24 protein-coding genes and 2 pseudogenes are annotated in these 22311 nt (G+C 51.3%); 10 read left to right on the top strand and 16 right to left on the bottom strand.

Translation table 11 applies throughout. The features are described 5' to 3' along the window. Positions 1-6: 6 nt before the first annotated feature. A complete protein-coding gene (locus FDW97_RS18725; RefSeq protein ID WP_038640615.1) occupies positions 7-663 on the bottom strand; it encodes a CoA transferase subunit B in 657 nt (218 codons plus the stop codon). 2 nt (positions 664-665) lie between these two features. Beyond that, entirely contained in the window at positions 666-1373 is a 708-nt protein-coding gene (locus FDW97_RS18720) for a CoA transferase subunit A (RefSeq protein WP_032939731.1), read from the bottom strand. A gap of 142 nt (positions 1374-1515) precedes the next feature. On the opposite strand from FDW97_RS18720, the gene FDW97_RS18715 reads away from it, so the two are divergent. After that, positions 1516-2406: a LysR family transcriptional regulator gene (locus FDW97_RS18715; protein ID WP_038640611.1), complete on the top strand. Its 891-nt coding sequence runs from the start codon at positions 1516-1518 to the stop codon at positions 2404-2406. 13 nt (positions 2407-2419) lie between these two features. On the opposite strand, the gene FDW97_RS18710 is transcribed toward FDW97_RS18715, so the two are convergent. From FDW97_RS18710 to FDW97_RS18680, 7 genes are read right to left on the bottom strand one after another with little or no spacing between them, the layout of a single operon-like run. Beyond that, positions 2420-3361, bottom strand: coding sequence for an ABC transporter ATP-binding protein (locus FDW97_RS18710; RefSeq protein WP_137351456.1), 942 nt, complete (start codon positions 3359-3361; stop codon positions 2420-2422). After that, complete coding sequence (locus FDW97_RS18705; RefSeq protein WP_137351455.1) at positions 3354-4340, bottom strand: ABC transporter ATP-binding protein; 987 nt, start codon at positions 4338-4340, stop codon at positions 3354-3356. Before FDW97_RS18705 ends, FDW97_RS18710 begins: the two co-directional genes overlap by 8 nt. After that, on the bottom strand, positions 4337-5233 hold the full coding sequence (gene ddpC, locus FDW97_RS18700) for a D,D-dipeptide ABC transporter permease (RefSeq protein WP_038640605.1): 897 nt from the start codon (positions 5231-5233) through the stop codon (positions 4337-4339). Before ddpC ends, FDW97_RS18705 begins: the two co-directional genes overlap by 4 nt. Further along, positions 5230-6252, bottom strand: a complete 1023-nt coding sequence (locus tag FDW97_RS18695) for an ABC transporter permease (protein WP_137351454.1) — start codon at positions 6250-6252, stop codon at positions 5230-5232. Before FDW97_RS18695 ends, ddpC begins: the two co-directional genes overlap by 4 nt. 44 nt (positions 6253-6296) lie before the next feature. Continuing rightward, positions 6297-7859, bottom strand: a complete 1563-nt coding sequence (locus FDW97_RS18690; protein WP_085048206.1) for an ABC transporter substrate-binding protein — start codon at positions 7857-7859, stop codon at positions 6297-6299. A 15-nt stretch (positions 7860-7874) separates the two neighbouring features. Further along, a complete protein-coding gene (gene ddpX / locus FDW97_RS18685) occupies positions 7875-8462 on the bottom strand; it encodes a D-alanyl-D-alanine dipeptidase (protein WP_087856612.1) in 588 nt (195 codons plus the stop codon). Between the two features lie 14 nt (positions 8463-8476). Beyond that, the gene (locus tag FDW97_RS18680; RefSeq protein ID WP_038640598.1) at positions 8477-9343 is read right to left on the bottom strand and encodes a MurR/RpiR family transcriptional regulator; all 867 of its coding nucleotides are present in this window, start codon (positions 9341-9343) and stop codon (positions 8477-8479) included. 399 nt (positions 9344-9742) lie between these two features. Between FDW97_RS18680 and hdeB the strand changes: the two genes are divergently transcribed. Then, positions 9743-10072, top strand: a complete 330-nt coding sequence (gene hdeB, locus FDW97_RS18675; protein WP_137351453.1) for an acid-activated periplasmic chaperone HdeB — start codon at positions 9743-9745, stop codon at positions 10070-10072. Between the two features lie 155 nt (positions 10073-10227). After that, positions 10228-12171: a methyl-accepting chemotaxis protein gene (locus FDW97_RS18670; RefSeq protein ID WP_085048209.1), complete on the top strand. Its 1944-nt coding sequence runs from the start codon at positions 10228-10230 to the stop codon at positions 12169-12171. A gap of 45 nt (positions 12172-12216) precedes the next feature. On the opposite strand, the gene FDW97_RS18665 is transcribed toward FDW97_RS18670, so the two are convergent. Genes FDW97_RS18665 through FDW97_RS18655 form a run of 3 tightly spaced genes read right to left on the bottom strand, consistent with a single transcriptional unit; the run spans position 12217 to position 14140 of the window. Next, positions 12217-13356 carry an HlyD family secretion protein gene (locus FDW97_RS18665; protein WP_085048210.1) on the bottom strand — a complete coding sequence of 380 codons (1140 nt, stop codon included), beginning with the start codon at positions 13354-13356 and terminating at the stop codon, positions 12217-12219. 2 nt (positions 13357-13358) lie between these two features. After that, complete coding sequence (locus FDW97_RS18660; RefSeq protein WP_042308402.1) at positions 13359-13700, bottom strand: DUF3302 domain-containing protein; 342 nt, start codon at positions 13698-13700, stop codon at positions 13359-13361. Positions 13701-13741: 41 nt separating this feature from the next. Next, positions 13742-14140, bottom strand: coding sequence for a potassium channel family protein (locus FDW97_RS18655; RefSeq protein WP_137351452.1), 399 nt, complete (start codon positions 14138-14140; stop codon positions 13742-13744). 211 nt (positions 14141-14351) lie between these two features. Here FDW97_RS18655 and FDW97_RS18650 point away from each other — a divergent pair, with 211 nt between their 5' ends. The 3 genes from FDW97_RS18650 to FDW97_RS18640 all read left to right on the top strand — a co-directional run bounded on the left by FDW97_RS18650 (position 14352) and on the right by FDW97_RS18640 (position 16730). Then, positions 14352-14990 (top strand): helix-turn-helix domain-containing protein, encoded by a 639-nt coding sequence (locus FDW97_RS18650; protein ID WP_137351451.1) that lies wholly within the window; start codon positions 14352-14354, stop codon positions 14988-14990. Positions 14991-15151: 161 nt separating this feature from the next. Further along, positions 15152-15466, top strand: coding sequence for a helix-turn-helix domain-containing protein (locus tag FDW97_RS18645; protein WP_087856616.1), 315 nt, complete (start codon positions 15152-15154; stop codon positions 15464-15466). Then, complete coding sequence (locus FDW97_RS18640; protein WP_137351450.1) at positions 15459-16730, top strand: type II toxin-antitoxin system HipA family toxin; 1272 nt, start codon at positions 15459-15461, stop codon at positions 16728-16730. Before FDW97_RS18645 ends, FDW97_RS18640 begins: the two co-directional genes overlap by 8 nt. 35 nt (positions 16731-16765) lie before the next feature. Here FDW97_RS18640 and FDW97_RS18635 read toward each other — a convergent pair whose 3' ends face one another. Together FDW97_RS18635 and FDW97_RS18630 are read right to left on the bottom strand one after the other, a co-directional pair. Continuing rightward, positions 16766-18133, bottom strand: coding sequence for a glycoside hydrolase family 10 protein (locus FDW97_RS18635; RefSeq protein ID WP_137351449.1), 1368 nt, complete (start codon positions 18131-18133; stop codon positions 16766-16768). Between the two features lie 12 nt (positions 18134-18145). Further along, on the bottom strand, positions 18146-18433 hold the full coding sequence (locus FDW97_RS18630; RefSeq protein WP_087856619.1) for a VF530 family DNA-binding protein: 288 nt from the start codon (positions 18431-18433) through the stop codon (positions 18146-18148). 254 nt (positions 18434-18687) lie between these two features. On the opposite strand from FDW97_RS18630, the gene FDW97_RS18625 reads away from it, so the two are divergent. Both FDW97_RS18625 and FDW97_RS18620 read left to right on the top strand, forming a co-directional pair. Beyond that, positions 18688-18972: a DUF1778 domain-containing protein gene (locus FDW97_RS18625; RefSeq protein WP_038640582.1), complete on the top strand. Its 285-nt coding sequence runs from the start codon at positions 18688-18690 to the stop codon at positions 18970-18972. Further along, complete coding sequence (locus FDW97_RS18620) at positions 18963-19445, top strand: GNAT family N-acetyltransferase (RefSeq protein WP_085048216.1); 483 nt, start codon at positions 18963-18965, stop codon at positions 19443-19445. The genes FDW97_RS18625 and FDW97_RS18620 overlap by 10 nt, the downstream gene beginning before the upstream one ends. 22 nt (positions 19446-19467) lie before the next feature. Here FDW97_RS18620 and FDW97_RS18615 read toward each other — a convergent pair. Beyond that, positions 19468-20329: pseudogene (locus tag FDW97_RS18615) on the bottom strand (AraC family transcriptional regulator N-terminal domain-containing protein). Positions 20330-20369: 40 nt separating this feature from the next. Here FDW97_RS18615 and FDW97_RS18610 point away from each other — a divergent pair. Then, positions 20370-20624 (top strand): annotated as a pseudogene (locus FDW97_RS18610) (DUF2255 family protein); the annotation flags it as partial. Between the two features lie 565 nt (positions 20625-21189). Here the strand turns inward: FDW97_RS18610 and FDW97_RS18605 are convergent. Further along, positions 21190-21840, bottom strand: coding sequence for a GntR family transcriptional regulator (locus tag FDW97_RS18605; RefSeq protein ID WP_079224224.1), 651 nt, complete (start codon positions 21838-21840; stop codon positions 21190-21192). An 85-nt stretch (positions 21841-21925) separates the two neighbouring features. Between FDW97_RS18605 and FDW97_RS18600 the strand changes: the two genes are divergently transcribed. After that, the coding region (locus tag FDW97_RS18600; RefSeq protein WP_137351489.1) for an MFS transporter at positions 21926-22311 on the top strand (386 nt) is incomplete at its 3' end.

Here is a 22311-nt window from a genome sequence, read left to right as displayed (position 1 = left end):
AGCTCCTCAGTTAAATTGCATCTCGGGGACATTTTCAGGAACGATCAGCTTGCCGGCGGTTCTGGCGACGATGTCATCCACGCTGATACCCGGGGCGCGTTCGCGCAGAATGAACGCCCCGTCGGCAATCTCCAGCAGCGCCAGATCGGTAAGTACGCGTTTGATGCAGGCCACGCCGGTCAGCGGCAGGGTGCAGGCGGGAAGCAATTTTGACTCACCGTTTTTGGAAGCATGGGTCATCACCACGATGATGTTGTCAGCTCCGGCCACCAGGTCCATTGCGCCGCCCATGCCTTTCACCATTTTTCCGGGGATCATCCACGAGGCGATATTGCCGTTTACATCGACTTCAAACGCGCCGAGCACCGTCAGGTCAACGTGGCCGCCGCGGATCATCGCGAAGGATTGCGCCGAGTCGAAAATCGCTGCGCCTTTGCGCGCCGTCACGGTCTGTTTTCCGGCGTTGATCATGTCCGCATCAATTTCGTCTTCTGTGGGAAACGGCCCCATACCCAGCAAACCGTTTTCCGATTGCAGCATCACGTCCATACCATCGGGGATGTAGTTCGCTACCAGAGTGGGAATACCAATCCCAAGATTGACGTAATAACCGTCGCGCAGCTCACGGGCGACACGCATTGCCATTTGTTCACGCGTTAACATGGTCAGGCTCCTTTCTGGCGCAGGGTGCGTTGTTCAATACGTTTTTCAAATTGCCCCTGAATAATGCGGTTAACAAAAATTCCGGGAGTATGAATCGCAGCGGGATCCAACTCGCCAGGGGGGACGATCTCTTCAACTTCCACCACGGTAATGCGCCCGGCAGCGGCCATCAGCGGATTAAAATTCTGTGCGGTATGGCGATAGATAACATTGCCGTACCAGTCGGCTTTCCAGCCTTTGACCAGCGCAAAGTCTCCGGTTATGGCCTGTTCTAAAATGTACGGACGTCCGGCAAACTCGCGCACCTCTTTTCCTTCGGCCACGGGGGTCCCGTATCCGGTCGCGGTGAAGAAAGCGGGGATCCCCGCGCCGCCAGCGCGCAACTGCTCCGCCAGCGTGCCTTGCGGCGTCAGGATGGCTTCCAGTTCGCCGCTAAGCACCTGCTTTTCAAACAGCGCGTTTTCACCCACATAGGATGCAACCACTTTGCGCACCTGACGCGTTTCCAGCAGTACGCCGAGGCCAAAACCGTCCACGCCGCAGTTGTTTGACACCACGGTAAGTCCCTGAACCTCCCGACGACGTACTTCGGCAATCAGATTTTCAGGGATGCCACATAAGCCAAAACCGCCCGCCAGCAGCGTCATGTTGTCGGTCAGTCCTTCCAGCGCCTCTTGATACGTGGCGACCCGTTTATCCAGTCCAGCCATATACTTGCCCCTCCTGTTGTCCTTGCCGACATCATTGGGGGAGAAAAATGATTTGTTAATTTTAAATTTGTGACTCACTCATTGGGTTTTTTTATCAATTTAATGTTAATTAAAGGTATTCAACAGGTTAAAGGAATGCGAAATGGGAATGAGCATCAAACAGTTACGCGCGTTTTTAGCGGTAGCTCACACTCTGAATTTTGCTCATGCCAGTGAAAGACTGAATATGTCGCAACCCGCATTAAGTCTGGCGATTAAAGGACTGGAGGATTCGTTGGGTGGGGCTTTACTGTTGAGAACCACCCGCAAGGTGACCCTGACACAGGAAGGGGAAACGTTGCTGAACATGGGGCGACAGTTGCTCGCGGACTGGGAGAACACGGAAGAGGCAATGCGCCAGCGATTCACGCTGCAACGCGGTAAAATCTCTATTGCCGCCATGCCTTCATTTGCTGCTAACGTCCTGCCGTCAGTACTGAAGACGTTTCGTGATTCCTATTCCGGTATCAACGTAACGGTTCACGATGTGATCAACGAACAAGTCATTGAGATGGTGAGTGAAGGGCGGGTGGAGATGGGCATTGCCTTCGAACCGGACTATTCCGGGCATCTGCATTTCACCCCGCTTGGTGTGGATCGTTTTATCGCGATTGTCCCGCCAACATGCCGACTGGCAGGGCGGGATCGTATTGCGTGGCGTGAACTGCTGACGCTGGATTTCATCACTCTGCAACGACCTTCCGCTGTGCGTCTGATGCTGGAAGAACAGTTGGTGCAAAGCGGGCATTCGCTGGAGGTGGCGCTGGAGAGCCATCAACTGGTGACCATTGGCCGGCTGGTGGCTAAGGGCCTGGGCGGCAGCGCGGTACCCGCGCTGTGCCGTACGCAAATGACTGAATTAGGCGCAACCTGTATCGATCTGGACACGCCAGTGATCCAGCGTCGGATCGGCGTTCTGCGTTCGGCACATCATAAGTTATCTACCGCCTCAGAAGTGCTGGTGGATACCCTGAAAAAGGCGTATTGCGCCTGATTTTCCGCCGCGTTCAGCTCACGTTAACCGCCCGCCAGCAGCGAACCTCACATCCTGATTCGCTGGACAGCAAGATCTGTTTATTCTCACAGCCACGGAGCGCCAACGGACATCTGTCACGAAAAAAACAGCCCTCAGGCAGCGTTCGGTTCCCCGGTAGTTCGGTTTTCCGTAACACTAAATCCTCCGCCAGCGGTGCTCCCGTTTTAGGGACGGAGTCGAGTAATAATCGCGTGTAGGGATGGGCAGGATGAGTAAGAACCTGCTGCGTTTCTCCCAGTTCAACAATTTGCCCAAGGTACATCACCGCCACGCGATCGCTCATATGGCGAACTACCGACACATTATGCGATATCAGCACATAGGTCAGATTTCTGCGTGCCTGCAATGACACCAGCAGGTTAAGAATTTGCGCCTGCACGGAGATATCCAGCGCCGAAGTGGGTTCATCCAGTACAATCACGTCCGGCTCTGAGGACAACGCCCGGGCAATGGCAATACGCTGACGCTGCCCGCCGGAGAACGCATGCGGCAGACGGTCGAGATATTCAGGGCGGATCCCTACCTGTTGCGCCAAATCTTCGGCAAGAATGCGGCGTTCACGCTCGGAGCTTCGCTTCTGGATCCACACTGGTTCGGTGATAATTCGCCACACCGGTAAGCGCGGATCAAGCGATGAAAGCGGGTCCTGAAAGACCATCTGCATGCCGCTGTGCCGCTTGTCATTGTGGCGAGAGTAGTTTCCCTGACTCGGTTGCAGCATCCCCATCAGCAGTTGCGCCAGCGTACTTTTTCCGCAGCCGGATTCACCGACAATCCCCAGCGTTTCTCCCTGACGAATCTGTAAATCCAGACCGTTGAGCGCATGCACCCGTTCGGTAACCTTGCCGAGCCAGTTTTTACGCGCGGGAAAGCTGACATGAACATCCTGCAGGGCCAGTAAAAATTCAGACATGTGTTGTCTCCAGTTGCGGATACCAGCAGGCCGATTGTTGATCCGCGCCTCCCTGACTGCTTAATGCAGGCGTCTCGTCACAGCGAGGACCGGCGGCAAAACAGCGTTCGCGAAATGCGCATCCGCTCGGTAAGCGGGTTAAATTCGGTACGGTGCCGGGAATGGCAGGCAGCAATGTGCGCGGTTCGCCGTGTTCCGGCGCACATTTCAGCAAGCCGATGGAATAGGGATGCGTGGGATGCTGAATAACGGTTTGTGTTGGGCCGCTCTCAATCACGCTTCCGGCATACATGACGTATAACCGGTCGCACAATTGTGACACCACCGCCATATCATGGCTGATAAATAGTACGGCTGTCCCGCTGGCGCGCGCTTTTAGCTTCAATAAACGCAGCACCTGTAGCTGTACCGTGACGTCGAGCGCGGTGGTCGGTTCATCGGCAATGATAAGCCCCGGCTCGCAGGAAAAGGCCAGCGCAATCATCACCCGCTGGCGCATACCGCCGGAAAGCTCAAACGGGAAACGTTTCATCACTTCCGCCGCGTCCGGAATTTGCATCTCTTCCAGTAAAGCGATGGCTTTCTGGCGAGCATCCGTGCGGCTTAGCGCCTGGTGATGGCGGATAACTTCCACCATCTGCTGGCCGATACGTCGCGTGGGATTAAGCGCGGTCATGGGCTCCTGAAAGATCATCGCAACGCGTGCGCCGCGCCATTGGCGCATTTGCTTTTCGCTGGCATTGAGCACATCTTCACCCAGTAGCGAAACGCGTCCCTGGTGAATATGATAGCTGCCCTCCGGCAGCAGCCGCATGGTAAGCATCGCCGTCACGGACTTGCCGGAACCGGATTCACCGACCACGCCGACAATTTCTCCGCGGTTGATATGCAGCGAAACATGGTTCAGCGCATGCACGTCAGCTTTATAGCCGGGGAAACTCAGATGCAAATCCTCAATTTCCAGTACGGGTTGTGTCATGACTGTTTTCCTCCGGCTTTCGGATCCAGCAGGTCGCGAATACCATCGCCAAAAAGATTAAAGCCCACGGCGGTAATCAGAATTGCGGCGCCGGGAAAAGCGCAATACCACCACTGATCAAGCACGTAGTTGCGGCCTATCGCCACCATCGCTCCCCATTCCGCGCTGGGCTGCTGTGCGCCCAGACCAATAAACCCGAGCGTGGCGGCCATCAGGATCGCGCTGCCGATATCCAGCGACGCCTGCACAATCAGCGGCGGTAAAGAGTTACGTAAAATGTGCCAGCTAATCAGGTGCCAGCGAGAAGCGCCGTAGGTCCGCGCAGCCTGGACATAGGTAAACTGACGCACCACTAACGTTTGGCCGCGGGCGAGGCGCACATAAAAAGGAATACGTACGATGGCAATCGCCAGCATGGCGTTAAACAGGCTGGGTCCCAGCGCAGCGGCCAGCGCCATTGTCAGTACCAGCGAAGGGATGGACAGCATGATGTCCATTATTCGCATGATAATTGCATCGGCGCGTCCCCCCATGACGCCAGACAGACAACCCAGCAGCGAACCCAATCCGCCGGCAATTCCCACCACCACCAGACCAGCGACGACCGACTGCTGGCTTCCGACCAGAACACGGCTGAACAGATCGCGGCCCACTTCATCGGTACCAAACCAATGGGACGCAGACGGTGGCAGCAGGCGCGCACTTAAATTGATGGCATTAGGATCGTATGGCGTAATCCACGGTGACAGCACCATCAGCAACAGTATCAGTACAATGATGACCCCGCCTATCAGCGTCAGCGGGCTGCTTTTCATCATCCACAACAATTTCGCCCAGTCCGTACGACGACGAGCAGTCTGTGGGGCGGTCGGCGTTTCTTGAGTGAGCATCATTCAGCACCTCCGCGTCCAATACGTGGGTCAATCCACAGGTAGAGTAAATCAACCGCCAGGTTGACCAGCACATAAGCGAAAGAGACCACTACGGCAAATCCCATCACCGCCGGGAAGTCGAGCGCCTGAATCGACGTTACCACCCAGGCGCCCATTCCCGGCCAGGCGAAGACCGTTTCGGTCAGTACCGCACCGTAGAGCAGATCGCCCAATGCCAGGCCGAGCACGGTTATTGATGGAATAAGCGCATTCGGCAACGCGTAACACAACACGATGTACCAGCCCGGCAGTCCGCTGGCGCGCGCGGTACGAATGTAATCTTCACTCAGTTGCTCCAGCATGGCGGAGCGAATCTGGCGGGCAACGATCCCTAAGTGCACAAAAGCCAGCGTCAGTGACGGCAGGATCAGGTGCTGGAGCGCATTGAAAAAGACTTCGCCATTGCCTTCCAGCAGGGCATCAATCAGGTAGAACCCGGTGACATGAGCCGGTGGATCCAGCCAGTCGTCTAACCGTCCACCACCGGGCAAAATTTGCAGATGACCATAAAACAGCACGATAACCCCCAGCCCCAGCCAGAATGCAGGCGTGGAGATGCCGGTAATCGCCATCAGGCGAACGAGGTGATCAAGCCAACGGTTGCGCCAGACTGCAGATAAAATACCTAACGGAATACCGATCACCAGCGCCAGCAACAAAGAGCAGAAAGCCAGCTCCAGGGTGGCGGGAAAGAAGATACGCAGTTCATCCAGTACCGGGCGTCCGGTGCGAATAGAGGTGCCTAAGTCGCCCTTAAAGATATCGCTCACATAGCGAAAGAACTGCACATACAGCGGCTGGTTCAGCCCCAGCTGTTGACGAATATTTTCGACAATTTCATCGCTGGCGCGATCGCCCGCCAGCAACCGTGCGGGGTCGCCTGGGATCAGGTGCGAAATAATAAAGGTGATCACGCAAACACCGATAACCACCAGAATAAGTCCCCAGCATCGCTGGCGTAAAATGCTCCAGAACGTCATTAGCTTCCCCTTGCGGAGCCTGAGTGGCTCCGCATCAACGTGGCTTATTTACTCATGGTGGAGATATTGAAGACCTGTTCCAGCATGGGGTTAAATACAAATCCTTTGACGTCTTTGTTCATCGCCAGTTGATAGTTTTTCTGGAATAAATAGACGTAGGCCGCTTCATCAATCACGATGGTTTGCGCCTGCTGGTAATCATTGGTTCTGGCGACCGGATCGGTGGTGGCTAATGCGCTACGCAGCAGCTTATCGACCTCACTGTTTTCATAGAATGAACGGTTACCCGGCAGACCTTTTTTATCTGACTCAAACCAGTAGTTCATGAACATGTACGGGTCGGCGAAATCCGGACTCCAGTTGCCGATAGCAATGTCGTAATCCCCTTTACCCACACGGTCACGCATGGTGGCATTCGCCAGTTTTTCCAGCTTCACCTTAATACCCAGTTTGTTGAGACTGGCCTGGGTAGAGAGGGCAATCGGCTCCCAGTTAGGGTCATTATCTGAATACAAGAAACTCAGGCTTTCGGGTTTGTTCGCGACCTTGTCCCATGCGGCTTTCGCTTTGGCTTCATCAAAACTGTACTGCATAGCCTTGTCATCAAAACCCCACATACCTTCAGGGATCGGACCGCGCATCTGTTTACCATTGCCACTGAGGATCCCATTCACCATGCCTTTATAATCAGTGGCCCATGAGATGGCGCGGCGTAAATCCACCTGATTGAGCGGCGCTTTACTGTTGTTCAGATACAGATAGGTCACGCGCAGCGAGGGATAATCCACTACGTTAACTTTGCCTTCCTGTTTTAAAGCGGCCAACTGGTCGACTGGAAGCGCGTCGGCAATGTCGATATCGCCACGCGACAACTGCAGGCGACGGGAGGCGCTTTCACCAATGATTTTTACCGAAACCCGCTTAAACGTTGGTTTGGCCCCGGAATAATGCGGGTTTGGCACCAGCACCAGTTGTTGTCCTTTTTGCCAGCTTTTCAGCATGAAAGGACCGGAGCCTGCCGTGTTCTGCGCCAGGAATCCGCGGGCATCGTCTGCGGCATGCTCTTTTAAGATTGCTGGGTTGATAATTGAGGCCCCGTCATTTGCCAGCGTATACAGGAATGGCGCGAACGGCTGGCTGAGGGTAAATTTCACCGTGTTGTCATCAATGGCCTCAACCTTCAGATCTTTCGGGAATGCTTCAGCGGGTCCCTGGCCAATTTTGAGCAGGCGCTCAAAGGATTGTTTTACTGCATCTGCCGTCACCGGCGTCCCGTCGGCGAATTTGGCATCGTTTTTCAGGGTGAACGTCCACTCTTTCTGATCGTCAGAGGCTTTCCAGCCGCTGGCTAAATCACCTTCAACTTCCGTTGAGCCTTTACCGCCTTCGGTTTTGTACTGAACCAGACGCTGATAAGAGGGATAGGTGACCGTCCAGTCGTTGTTATCGATGGTCACGGCGGGGTCGAGCGTCTGCGGGTCGGCGGCTTTACCGATGACCAACATATCTTTAGGCACGGCTGCCTGCGCGGCAGGGAGGGCAAATGCCAGCGCAATGGCGATCAGAGCGGGGCGAAAAAACGCATTTAACGCAGGTGTAGTCTTCATAACCAGGCTCCAGAATTAAAAAGGATGTTGTGTTGTTATGGGGGGAACAGGGAAACAGGCTATCTGGTCGTCAAGCAGTGGATAACGCGCGGCATCAGGTAATTCAAAATGCCACCACTCGCTGTTAATGCCGACAAAACCGCCACCGAACATAATGGCGTTGAGTAACAACCGGTTACGCTGCGCGGCTGGTGGAACAGAAGGGTGCCAGGCATGAGAACGGTCGTGCATCTCATCAAAATCAGCGCCCATATCAAGAACATTGCCACGATCGTCCATCAGCGTAACGTCGATGGCCGTCCCGCGGCTGTGATTGGATCCAATCGCCACATCGACGACGTACTGGGGATCCGGGCACGCATTCCACAGCACCGCCTGCGCCTGCTGGGGGCGATACGCGTCATAGATTACAAGCTTCAGACCCGCCAGTTGCGCGATACTGATGCTTTTAGCCAGCGCGGTTACCGCCTCGCGGTGTAACAGACAGCGCGTTTCCCGGTAGATAGGCGCGCCGGTAATGTTGTCGGCCGTGGCGTATTTGAGATCGATATGCAGTGACGGGAATATCACCGACAGATCGACCAGTTCTGGGGTTTCTGACATAGCACATTTCCTGTTTATTGTTCGAATTGACCAAACTGTTGTTGTAACTGGCGATTGGTCTGCAGGCGTCCTGCGAGGGAATCACCAAGTTGCTCCACCACCGCAGAGAGTAATAAGTTGAACAGACAGCTCACGGGAGCCAGAGAATCCCAGAAATGTCCGGTGTCAGTTTTTACCTGGAGTAAATCAAGGGCATAATCTCTGGCCCACGGACACCACACATCGGTGATCAGCGCCAGTGGAATATGGCGTTCTGTCGCGACACGGCAATATTGTCGGGAGATAGCGGAGTAGGCGCGCATGTCGGTGATCACCACGTATGGCTGGTTAAATCCCGAATTCAGCGACTCGACCCAACTGCCGGAAAGCCCTTCGGAGTAGCTGACTTTAGGCCGCAGGTATTCAAGATGACTAAAAAAGGCGTTGGCAATCCCACGTGTAGACTGGATCCCGAGGATGTAAACCGCTTCCGCATGCGCCAGCTGCTGCGCAATGCGTAAAAATGTTTCGCTTTGCGCGAGTTGATAGACATGGGTAATGGCGTCGATTTCCAGTAACAGCGACTGCTGCGCGCGATCCGGCAGACTTTGCTGCTGGTGCCAGGAATCCAGCCGCTCGTTCATTCCCCAGGGTTGATAGGGGACAACCGGCAGCTCACGCAGGCTGGCTTTTGCATCCTCCAGATTACGAAAGCCCAGCTTACGCAGATAGCGTCCTACGGTAATGCCGCTGGTTCCTGCCGCTTTAGCGATGCCATCCGCGGTTTCAAAAGGGATCTGTACACCGTGGGCTAACAGCCACCCGGCTACGCGCTTTTCGCTCGGCGTAAGCTGGCTGAAGGTCTGTTCTATGCGGGTAAATAATTCAGGTTTCGCTGTCATTACCTTCTCGCTGTTAGTTGTCTGTCAGATGACGGCTCACTGTTAGTGAATTAACAATGCAGGACGCGTGCCAGGTCGCTAACAGCGATACGCTGGCTGTTTTTGTTAAAACACAAACCATATTCATTAACTAATGATCAACATTTGTGCAGCGTAGTTCAGTTTTGGTGCAGCGACAGGAGAGCGGGGTATGAATCTGCTGATTTCGTCGGAACGATCACATTGTCGGCAACATTTCCCCTCAAACATCAGAATCGGTAATGGGAAATATCAATTTCAGCCAAATCAATAATGGCAACCTTTATTCTTATAACGGTAGGGGTATTATTTTTTGCGAACTACATTAACGGTTTGAAGCGCGAGTGTAGATATTATCTATATTATAAATGGAGTACTACAATGAATAAATTCTCCCTTTCTACAGCAGGTATTCTGGTCGCAGCGCTGTTAACCAGTGTTAGCGTCAATGCAGCCACTGATAGCGCGAAAACTGAAGTGACGCCGAAAGGCATGAGCTGCCAGGAATTCATTGATCTGAACCCGCAGACCATGGCTCCGGTGGCTTTCTGGGTGCTTAATGAAGACGAAGATTTCAAAGGTGGTGATTACGTCGACTATAACGAAACCGTCGCGACCGCAGTACCTCTGACCGTAGAACTTTGTAAAAAACATCCGCAGAGCGAATTAAGTAAAATAAAAGACGAAATCAAAAAAGAATTATCAAAATAAAATTAAAGCGTTATTAAAACCCGGCCAAAGTGCTGGGTTTTGCTATTTGTGACGCCGTCACTTATTTATTTTGCAATACTTAAGGAAACTTTATAAAGATAAAAACGCCGGTGCCGATACTGGGTAAAAGTTAGCCTTTTGCAGAAGGAGTTTGTATGGCCTGGTATCCTACTCGTATTTCAACGCGTTTAACCATTGGCGGCATTCTGCTGCTTGCAGTCACTACACTTGTTATTGTTGCAATTATGCTCTGGCGAGGGCAGCCGCGCGTCGTTGAAATCAATACCGCCCTGATCGAAGAAACGGGGCAAGGTTTAACCCGCCAGTTAAGTACCGTGTTGTCGCGAATTGAAGGTGAGACCGTCGGTTTGTCGCGACTGGCCGAAGTGCTGCCCAACGATGAATCGCTATATCAAAGCGTTGTTCCACATTTGATAGGTGAAGATAAAGAGTCGATCATTACCGGCGGCGGCATTTGGCCAGAACCAGACGCCTTCACCGCAGGCGTAGAAAAACGCAGCTTTTTCTGGGCGCGTAACGCTGAAGGAAAGCTGATGTACTCCAACGACTATAACGTCGAAGGATCAAGCGGATACCACAATGAAAGCTGGTATCAGCATGCCAAGGGACATTCACAAAACAGCTGCTTATGGTCTGATGTTTACCAGGATGCCAGTTCCGGGGTCAACATGGTAACCTGCAGCGTTCCTTATCAACTGGCCGGTAAGTTTGCCGGCGTCGCCACTACCGATATTCGTCTCGATAACGTTGCCACCTTTATGCAACAGCAGGGAAACAGCACCGGCGGTTACGCGTTCGTGGTGGATAAACAGGGACAAATTCTCTATTTCCCGCAGGCAGACCTGACAAAACACAAAACCATTAACGATCTGGCGCAAAGCGCGCAATGGCTTATCCCGGTGGAAAACGGTCTTAAATCTTTACGTCCGGCAGATGGGGTGAAGACGATTACGCTTGCCAACGACAATGTGTTGAATACGCCGACCCGGGTAATGCTATTCCCGATGGCGGATACCGGCTGGGTCGTGGGGCTGGTGACGCCTGAATCACGCATCGTCGGTCTCGCCAAAGTGATGATGCAGGACGTGCTGGAAGTGTTGATCCCAATTATGACGCTATTGCTGGTGGGATCCTGGCTGGTGGTTCGCCGACTGATTTCGCGTCTCGATGATACCCGCCAGGCGCTCGATGATATCGCGCAGGGCGAAGGCGATCTTACCCGTCGTCTGGATGTGCGCGGTAAAGATGAGATTTCGGCTATCGCCGAGGCGTTTAATCTGTTCGTCGATAAAATCTCAGCCATTCTGATCACCGTCAGAAGCAGTAGCGTGGTGGTGGCGAATAATGCCGTCAGCCTGGCAGACAGCAATATGGAACTTTCATCTCGCGTCACGCAGCAGGCCGCTGCGCTGGAAGAGAGTTCGGCGGCGATGGAACAGTTAAATGCGACCGTTCATCAAAATGCCAGTAATACGCAACTGGCGGATGAGCTATCCGATAGCACCGCGCAAACGGCCAACCGCTGTGGCGATGTTATGCAGGGCGTGATCTCAACAATGGATAACGTCAGCGCGTCATCCGGCAGAATGGTGGAAATTGTCGCGGTGATTGACAGCATTGCGTTCCAGACCAATATTCTGGCCCTGAACGCCGCCGTTGAAGCCGCCAGAGCGGGCGATGCGGGTAGAGGGTTCGCCGTTGTCGCCTCTGAAGTACGTACGCTGGCCCAGCGTAGCGCCACCGCCGCGCAGGAAATTAAAGCATTAATTGATGAATCCGTATCTCATGTTGGTAGCGGAAGTCAGCAAATTCACAATGCAGGCGAACGGCTGGGAGAACTGGTCAATAACGTACGGCAGGTGCGTCAGTTGATGGGGGAAATACGCGTTGCAGGCGAAGAACAGCGTAAAGGCGTTTCCGAAGTCACGCTGGCCGTTACCGAAATGGACAGCACCGTTCAGCAGAATGCCTCGTTAATTGATGATGCCGCAGCACGTACCCAGGCCCTGAAAGAGGAGGCGGAACAACTGGCGTTGCTGGTCTCCTCATTTAGATTACCAGAACCTGCTACCGCCTGAGCGTCGAGTGAGGTCCGGGCGCAACCATTGCACCCGGACAGTCGATTAATGATCAAGGTACAGGTAGTGCATCCAACTGGTCATGCGCAAGAGTATTTTCCGTAGCAATGATAATGCTTCAAAATGCTGAGCTGAATAGACGGCAACCTGAGCGGCAACACCGTCTGGGAGTTGCTGTTCAGCCTGATTATTATCAACTTCGATACTGACCAGCACTTTGTTGCTGCCCGGTGTGACGTTTAAGGATTGCAATGTTCCCTGGGCATAATAAGCCCCGGTCGGGATCACGGGGGCAACACTGACGACTTTTCCCTGTACTACTTGTCCCGGCAAGCCATTGAAGACAATCTCAGCTTCATCACCCACATTGAGACGTAAGATCGAGTTTTGACGAAACGCCGCAACAATTTGGTTTTTGTGCGCAGGAATAAACACCATAACTGGCTTAAAAGGCAGTCTCGACGCATAGGTTCCCGGACGAACCAGTAATTGGCTGACATAACCGTCGCTGGGGGCGCGAACAATAGTTTGCTCATAATTAAATCGAGCCTCATCAATTTGAGCTTGCAGACTGGCGATCTGCGAGTTTTGTCCATGAATGGTGCTGTCGAGTTCTTTCTGAATACTGTTCAGTTCAGCATTGGCGGCGTTCATCGCCGCGTCCTGAGCCAGATAATCCTGGCGCGCTGTATCAATATCATTGGCAGTAAATGGGTTCACTTTTGCCTGACTGCCTTTCTGGTAGCGCTGATAGTTTTTGTAATATTTATCACGTTCAGCCCTGGCCTGTTCTAGCTGCAGTCGCGCGCTATTGCGTTTCTCCTCAAGGGCCAGAACGTCATGTTTTGCCGTAACAATGTCTGCTTCAAGCTTTTCCAGTTTAGCTTTATAACGGGCAGGATCGATTTTAAACAGGACATCTCCTTTTTTTATTGGTGTGTTAATTTTATCCGTTACTTCTGAAACCACCCCGGTAACTTGCGGAACAACGGGAATGCCCACAACCAATTTTTGTGCATCTTCTGTATAGGGATGATTATAATTCATGGTAAGGATCAGCGCCCCAAGCATGACCACGCCCCCCAATACCGCTGAGGGTAATGTCCACTTATTCAACGGAACCTTAAATACTTTAAAAATGACGTAAACGATAGCGGCGTAGGTTAATGTTAATAATATTTCCACGATTAATTTACCTTTGGATCCTGCGGGCTGTATGCGCTATTAGTTTGTTCATGTGTTTTTTCCAGTATCGCAATCCGCGCGCTTAGCTCAGCGATATTATGTCCTGAGGTATTGCCATGCCAGCCATGCTTATCACTGTATAATGTTGCCCAAATCCAGAGAAATGGCCAAATCGCATGTAATGTAAATAAACTGACCCAACCCGCGACATGTATGGCATCGAGGTGAGGGTGGTTGCGTTTCTTAGCGATCTCGTACGGGATGTCGTGCAAGATTAATACGCCATAAAAAATAATTAAGAACACCAGGATGAGTATTGCTAATGATAAATAATTGAGCAACATAGTAACTCCAACAGAATTTATAACTTAATTAGAGGGTATCTCTAACGTTGTTTTTCGCCGGATTCGAGCACCACTACTGCTACCAGTAAAGCGACCGACCAACCAGTTAGCAGTGCGCCTGTCATGCCTTCAAGTGAACCGGAGATCTCCCAGAATCGTGGTAACAGCAAATCGCCATAACCGACGGTGGCAAAACTTGTAATTGAAAAATAAAGCGAGTCGTAAAATGAACTAAAGCAATGATGAATATAATAAAATGTTGCATAAACGCCACATTCCAATAAATGAGCAAGTAGTAATAAAGAGCATAATAATCCTGCTCTCGGCTTTCTCAATGTTGCACATTGCAGGCGTCTGGTTACCCATCGCGTCAAAATATAATGCCCCCCCACACATAACCCAGTAATAAATAGCGACCACAAGATATTTTTAATTAACATTGAAAAAGCCCACAAGAACCATTTTGTTCATTGATATTATCACTGTGTTTTTTTTGACAAAAAGTATTAATGTATTGCAAGTATAAAATCAGACTTTCTTGTAAGGCTAATGTTAATAATCAAATCCAAAAATGGACTTTTCAGGTTTGATTTTTCCTCTATTACCGATAATCATTAATAAGATTATTTAGTGAATTAGACTGAGCCTTCTATGACCAGCAATACTGAACAAACCGGTAGCAGCGAAGAACTCCTTGCGACTAATATAACCAAACTTTTCAACGCATTACTGCCACTTTCTGAAGCCCAGTCGCTATATCGTAGCGGTTCTTTTATTATGGACTCTCAGGGTGAGAATGGGATCTGGTTGTTGACCGAAGGTAGAATAGTCATTCGCCGGCGCACTGATGGGCTCATCCTGGCCAGTCAGCAGGCGCCAATGATGCTGGGAATGGCCGAGTTCTTTCTTCCCACTGGGCATAACTTTTATGATATCGGAGCAGTCAGCCCATGTACTACTCATGTAGTGAAGAAAACGGATTTCATGACTATCGTTAATCGCGATCGACTCTGGGAATCTGTGGCAATAGTTGAAGCGTATATTATTCAGGTAATGAGCCAGCGCGATCGCCTGATCACCAGTCGAACCGCAACTGATATGGTTTGGGGACATCTTGAACTTTTACAGCAAGAGCCGGATGACGTCAGAAAAAGAATCCCGGCGGTACAGTATATCAGGGAGCGAACCGGGCTTTCCCGCAGCACCATTATGGATACGCTTGCCAGGTTAAAACGACAGGGGGCGATCCAGTTGCATCGCGGGCATTTAATCTGCATTTCGGCAGATTAACCACCGCATCCGTCCATGATTTAAATATAGTATGATGGGTCTTATGACGGATTTATGACGTTAAATCCATCAAAACATATGTTATCTGCTTTGTATCAACCTCACTTTAACTCTATAATATTGTGTGTAAACTAGCATTTACCAAAATAAGGGCCAATATTATGGATTTAACACTCAATACGGCTGCTGATATCGTCAAACTACTCTGTGACAGATTGCGTAAAGAACGACTCGCGCGGCAAATGACGCAGGCTGAGGTTGCCGCGCGTTCAGGTGTCGGTGTGAATACCGTTTCGAATCTGGAAACAGGTAAGAACGTAGGATTTGAGAATCTGGTCAAAGTCGCAATGGTGTTAGGTTATGGCGATGCGCTGGAGGGTTTATTCAAACCCAGGATTGACAGTCTGGATGATATTTTGCGTTACGAGAAGAGCGCGGCACGCCAGCGAGTGAAAAGGAAAAATTCTGATGCCTGAACAAGTTGATGTTTTTTATGAAGGCTGGGGTGAAAAATGGCTGTGGGGAAAACTGGTGTCTTCCACAGCCCTGACCGGACGCCCGTTGATCGCCTTTGAATACAGTGAAGACGCCATACGTAAGGGACTGGAACTGTCCCGGCTGATGTTACCGCTGAACGGCCCACGTTTACGCAGGGATTTCCCGGCTCATCAATTGGGATTACCTGGACCAGTCTATGATTCGTTACCTGATGGCTGGGGTATGCTGTTGATGGACCGATTATTTAAACGCCGCGGACTAAACGCAGCGCGCATAGGTCCTTTGGAGCGCTTAACCTGGGTCGGCAACAACGCGATGGGCGCCATGACTTTCCAGCCCGTTCAGTCAGATGTCGAGAAGATTTCAAAAGAGGATGTGCCTCTCGAACAACTGGCCGCTGAAGTGCAGGAAGTCCTGAGTGGAGACGGCGGGGAATTCTTGCAAAAATTGCTTCAGATGGGCGGTTCGCCACAAGGGGCAAGGCCAAAAGCGCTACTTTATCGTGACAGTGTCACGTCAAAATTTACTACTGCGCCGCTACCCGGGAGCGAAAGCTGGTTGATTAAATTTCCCGCCAGGCATGAGCATGCTGAAGTATGCGCCATCGAAGCGGTTTATGCTGAATGCTTGCGTCAATGTGGGATTAGCACGCCCGATACGGCATATTTTGAGCTGCCCGGTGGGCAGGCGGCCTTTGCCACCCGCCGTTTCGACCGTGACCAGTCAGTACGTATTCCAATGCAGAGTCTGGCGGCACTTACCGGCGCAAATTACCAGTTACCCGGCGCTTTAGATTACCGGGATTTTCTGCGCGCCACGCAGATCTGTACCAATGATGTCAGAGAAAAGGCGAAAGCATTCGAACGCGTGGTTTTCAACGTGGCATTCAACAATCGAGACGATCATCCGAAGAACTTTGCTTATTTAATGTCAGCCGATGGAAACTGGACTCTGGCTCCGGCTTACGACGTCACCTGGTGTGAAGGACCCGGCGGGTACCACCAAATGGACGTGCTGGGGGAGGCGCTGGATATCGAAAGAAAGCACCTTCAGTTGCTTGGCGTTCAGGAAGCTGAGCTCTCTGCTGACCAGGTGAACGCCATAATCGAAAAGATCTGCCACTCTGCGATAGGGCTGAGCGCTATCGCCAGTGACAAATACCCCGATCAGATAACGCAAACCACGCTGGATACGATCCAGAAACAAATTAATGATAATGTCCGCCGGTTACTGTCCAAGTGATACAGATACCGTCGCTACACTGACCTAAATAACCATTAACGCCCCCAACGGCTGCGAATATAGGTTACGGCCTCCTGCGTTTGCGGCTGATTGAGATAATCTTCGCGAAACAGGATGGTGCCGTTGATGTGTGGTTCGGACTCGTTCAGATCGAGTTGCTTTTTCAACTCTGGCACGCCGCCTTTGACTGTCCAGTCCGGCTCTTTTCGTGAAGGTTCGCCGACTTTATACAGCGCCACTCCAATATAAAGGCGGGTGTTGGTTGATTTCACAACATCTGCCCACCACTTCGCCAGCACATCGTATCGCGCCGCATCACGGGCAAAAGGCCAGTACAACTGAGGGGCGATGTAGTCCAGCAAGCCTAATTGTACCCAGCGACGAGTATCGGCATAAGATTCATCATACGCTGCTGCGCCACGGGTGTCGGAACCCGCAGGATCGTGAGAACGATTGCGCCATACACCGGCGGGGCTGACGCCAAATTCCACCTCAGGCTTAAGTTTCTTGATGGTCCGCGAAACCTGGGCGATCAATCGTTGCGTGTTATCGCGCCGCCAGTCAGCTTTAGAATCAAATCCCTGACCATATTTTCTGAAGGTTTGGCTGTCGTTAAGCGCTGAACCGGGAGACTCGGTATAGAAGTAGTCATCAAACTGCACGCCGTCGACCGGATAATTTTCCACCACTTCCGCCACGATGCTGGTGATCCAGTCGCGTACTTCGGGAATACCGGGATCTAACACAAAACGCTCGCCCGAGGTGCGGATCCAGTCCCGGTGCAGGACATAAACGCTGGAGGGCGTCTGCGACAGCGTGCTGTTTAATTCGGTGATCGTTGATGGTTTGAGATTAACGGATACGCGGTAAGGGTTAAACCAGGCATGAACTTTCATGCCGCGTTTATGCGCTTCATCGAGCATAAACTGTAGCGGATCGTAACCCGGATCCTGACCAATCGTGCCGGTTAGCGTATCTGACCACGGCAAGATTTTAGATTGCCACAATGCGGCGCCATCGGGTTTGACCTGGAAAAAAACGGTGTTGATGCCAAGACGTTTCAGGTTATCCAGCTTATCCGTCAACGCTTTCTGCTGCAGGCTGATACGGATGGCAGGGGAACTGACATTCACTGATGAGATCGGCGGCCAGTCCAGACGGGAAACCGTCGCCAGCCAGATTCCGCGCACCGGCTCCTTATTCTGTTGCGGTTTACTCACCGGAGGTAGTGGGGCGACTTTGGGACCGGGCGGCTGTGAAGAGCAACTGCCAAGTAACAACATACTGCCCACAAGTACCGCGAACCATTTCAGATTGGTTCGCGGTAATCTGGCGTGGCAACGGACGAAGATATTCGCCAGTTTTTTCTGATATTTTCCTGAAAAGAAACCGGATGCTGGCATCAGACTATGCTCTTATTTTTTCTTGTTGCGGCTGTTAGCCCAGGGATCAATAGCAGGTGTAGTGTTGTTGAACGGGGTCACGTCATGCAGCGAATCAAGATAGAGCGCTTCAACTTCAGCACGCGCCCACGGCGTACGGCGCAGAAATTTTAAACTGGATTTAACGCTCGGTTCATTTTTAAAGCAGTTGATGTTAATGCGTTGAGCAAGCTCGGCCCAACCAAAACGATCGACCAGTGCATTGACCTGCATTTCTAGCGTTACGCCATGTAAAGGGTCTTTTGAAGTATGAGCATTCATATGAAGTCCAGTTCGGTATTTCCAGATTTTGTCAGTCGTGCAACGAGACAGATTACAAGAAAGCGGAACGACCAGCAATGGCCCAAATCGACACTGAACTTCCAAGGAACATTCGCTGAAACTGTAAAAAGAAGAGGGCGGACAGACCTGACACTTCAGGCTAATCGCGATGGAAGAACTCTTTCTCGTATAGCAATCCGTTACCAATTTAGCTAAAGTAGTGTATAGCAATTTGTTACCAACAGGAGATAACCATGCAAAGCAGCGCCCGTAAGCCGACTCGTGATAAGCAAATTAATATCCGGGCTACTGATGAGGAACGTGCGGTAATTGACTACGCCGCAAGTTTGGTCAATAAAAACCGTACTGACTTCATCATTGAGAAGGCCGTGCATGAGGCCCAGAATATCATTTTGGATCAACGAGTATTCGTCCTTGACGATGCCCGTTATCAGTCTTTCATTGAACAGCTTGAAGCGCCGGTTCAGAACGTTGAAGGGCGTCAACGCCTGATGAATGTGAAGCCCGAATGGAAATAAACGTCACGACACCGGTGTTGCTGACCGAAGGGCATGATCTCCAGCCATTTGATTGCGGTAATGACGTGTTAAATGATTGGCTACGTCGACGGGCGATTAAAAATCAGTACCTCAACGCATCGCGCACATTCGTCATTTGTCTTGAATCTACTCAGCGTGTTGTGGGTTACTATTCCATTGCAACCGGGTCCGTGAGCCATGCTGATTTAGGCCGTAGTTTACGTCAGAATATGCCCGATCCGGTTCCGGTCGTTCTGCTGGGACGTCTTGCTGTTGATGTCTGTACTCAGGGGCATAGTTTCGGAAAATGGCTACTTAATGATGCGGTACTGCGAATTTCCAACTTAGCCGATCAAGTGGGCATCAAAGCCATCATGGTACATGCTATTGATGGCAAAGCTCGGGCATTCTATGAGTATTTCGGCTTCGTTCAGTCTCCGATAGCAGCAAATACGTTGTTCTACAAAATTTAGGTAGTGCGGGAAAAAGCACAGCTCATTTAATATCATTTTTACCGACAGATTTTCTCAGAACAGTTATATCCCTTTTAGGTGACTCCCCGAACATTCTCGAATATTCCCGGCTGAAATGGGACAGGCTTTCATAACCGACAGCATAGGCTGATGTGGTAACATCGTAATGTTCATTCAGCATCAGTCGCCTGGCTTCATTGAGGCGCAGCCATTTCTGATACCGAAGCGGGCTCATTCCCGCAAGCTGCCTGAAGTGTTGGTGGAAAGAGGGCGTGCTCATTTGCACGCGAGCTGCCAGCTCCTCGACACGTAAAGGTGATGCTATATTCGTCTTTAACCAGTCGATAGCTTTACCGATACGGTAGCCATGGCCGTCTACTGCTGCGATCTGTCTGAGATGATCAGACTGATCGCTCATCAAAAGCCGGTAATGTATCTCTCTGTGAATCAGCGGCCCGAGAACAGGAATGGCTTCAGGCTCGTCAAGCAAAGAAAGCAGACGGCAGAAAGACATGAGTAATAGTTCCTATACCGACACCCGTTCCCGCATCTCGTTTTTTGACCGGCGGCAGGCTTCCTTGTGCGATTAATTCCATCAGCACGCGCTGGTCAAGTATGTAGGCTACGCCGACGCAGGGCCGGAATGTCGAAGCCTGTAATACTTCCGAACTGGCTGGCAGATCAAGAGAAGTGATCAGGAATTTTTCCGCACTATATTCATAAGGTTCACCACCAACCCACATGATCTTCGCGCCATCGGCCACCAGAACGATACTGGGAGGGACCAGACAGCTCACCGGAGGAGCGGGTTCGTTTCGGCGGAACAATTCGAGTCCTTCTACGGCTGTAGGAAAATCACCGGTGCCGGGTGTACGCTGAGCAATATCGTTCGAAAGCTCACAAAGTAATTTTTCAACCGACTTGGTGGATAACCGACTTTTCGTCCGAGCCTATAGTGGTACCAGTTCAAAATGGTATCAGGCAGCATTGTCTCAGCAGGCAGGTAAGATACTGGCTATCGGACAGGAGTTCGTCGTGCTGTTCGCAAAACCATCAGACCCTGAGCTTGAAAGTAAAATTGATCAGGCTTACCAGAAAAAGTACCTCAGCAGTAGCTATGTTTCCGCAATGACTGGGACACGTGCCAGAGCGGCCACGATCGAGATTTTACCTTCGTGAAGTGATGCTGCGTGTTTACCAGCGCCAGCTGATTGATCGCCTGACAAAGTTAAAAGCCGCCTACATAGAAGGTGGCTTTTATTTCTTCCCATCGATGGGGTAGTCAGAAATCACAACGTATTTAATTATTGCGTATCCAAGAGTAGAGACAGAAGCGATGAGTTAGTAGTGGTGTCAACCAATGTCCAAATGCCAGCAAACGAAAGATTAATGGGGACTTAATCTCTATGACTTTGTGCGCATCACATGATTTAACATAATATACATTATGCGCACCAGTGACACGGAGAGCCATTTTTACGGTTCCGGCCTGGTCAATCAACCACATCACACAACGAACGGCTTACAGCGCGTTAGCGCGTTAGCGCGTTTCACGCAGCATGGCAAATTCACGTATCGATAAACCGGATTACGTGAAATTTTACGTAATCCGTGGTGGCCACCACCGCCGGATTAAGAGGTTTTTATGGTGTCCGGTCATCCACTCAAACCGCGCCGATACGTAATAATTTTTACGTACTGACCCCGTTAACAGGTCTGCGACCCCGACGACCTGGAGACCATATTAGGATATCGCAATACCTCTCGCCCTTAGGCTACGCCTGCTTGAATTGATTGCCTCAAGAAGGCGGAGGCGGCTTTCGCAGAGATGAACGGCGAGTAATTCTGCTGCCTTATCAGTATCCCGCGACCGAAGCGCAGCAATTATTTCTCGATGATCATCCCACGCGGGATTTGACGGCGCTTTGTCGAGCCATCGTGCCCGTGAAAGTCGGCGCAGGGCATCGCTTACCCCTTCGAAAATAAACGCATTCTGACAAAGACGGGCCAACTGTAGATGGAATCGTGTCCCGGCATCGTCCATCACCTCTTCTGGCGCATCAGCAGTATTCGTTTTAAGCAGGTTTTCCAGACCGTTGAGTTGTTCTTCCGTCATTTGGCTGGCGGATAGTTTTAATGCCGCCACTTCCAATACTTCCCGGTAAATACACAGCTGTTCAACTTCAGCGACATCAATCGGTGCCACCATCCAGCGTAACCCGTCACGACATACCAGCCCTTCAGACTCCAGCTTTTGTAATGCTGCACGCACAGGTGTCCGGGACGCGTTAAACGTCGCTTCAGCCCAGCGCTCCGTTAACCGCTCTCCCGGCCCCAGCTCCATGTTGAGTATCAGTTTTCTTAATTGGTTTTCAACCTCAGATGCCTGGCTCATGACGGCAATGATCTCCCAAAAATTGACAGTGAAATGCATTATCTTTATGGTATACCAATATGGTATACCAAGAAAGAGTATTTCTATGACCCAATTGTATAACAGCTTCTGGCAACGAAACCTGCTCGTTTGCTTCATTGGCTCGTTCTCAACCGTCTTCGCAATGACCCTTATGCTGCCGTTCCTGCCTTTGTATGTCGAAGAACTGGGTGTTAGCGGGCATGCCGCGGTCGTTCAATGGTCTGGCGTAGCATTTAGCGCAACGTTTATCACTGCCGGGTTGATCGCCCCTGTCTGGGGAAAACTCGGTGACAGATATGGACGCAAGTCGATGCTCGTGAGAGCCAGCCTTGGCATGGCAGTTACTGTTTCGCTTATGGGGCTGGTGACAAATATATGGCAACTTGTCGGATTAAGGTTGTTAGTTGGCCTGGCAGGAGGCTACTCATCCGGCGCGACAATTCTTATCGC

Origin of the sequence: Citrobacter sp. wls708, from assembly GCF_005281255.1 — a bacterium.
GTDB classification, from domain to species: domain Bacteria; phylum Pseudomonadota; class Gammaproteobacteria; order Enterobacterales; family Enterobacteriaceae; genus Citrobacter; species Citrobacter werkmanii.
This window is presented reverse-complemented; position numbering and strand designations above follow the sequence as displayed.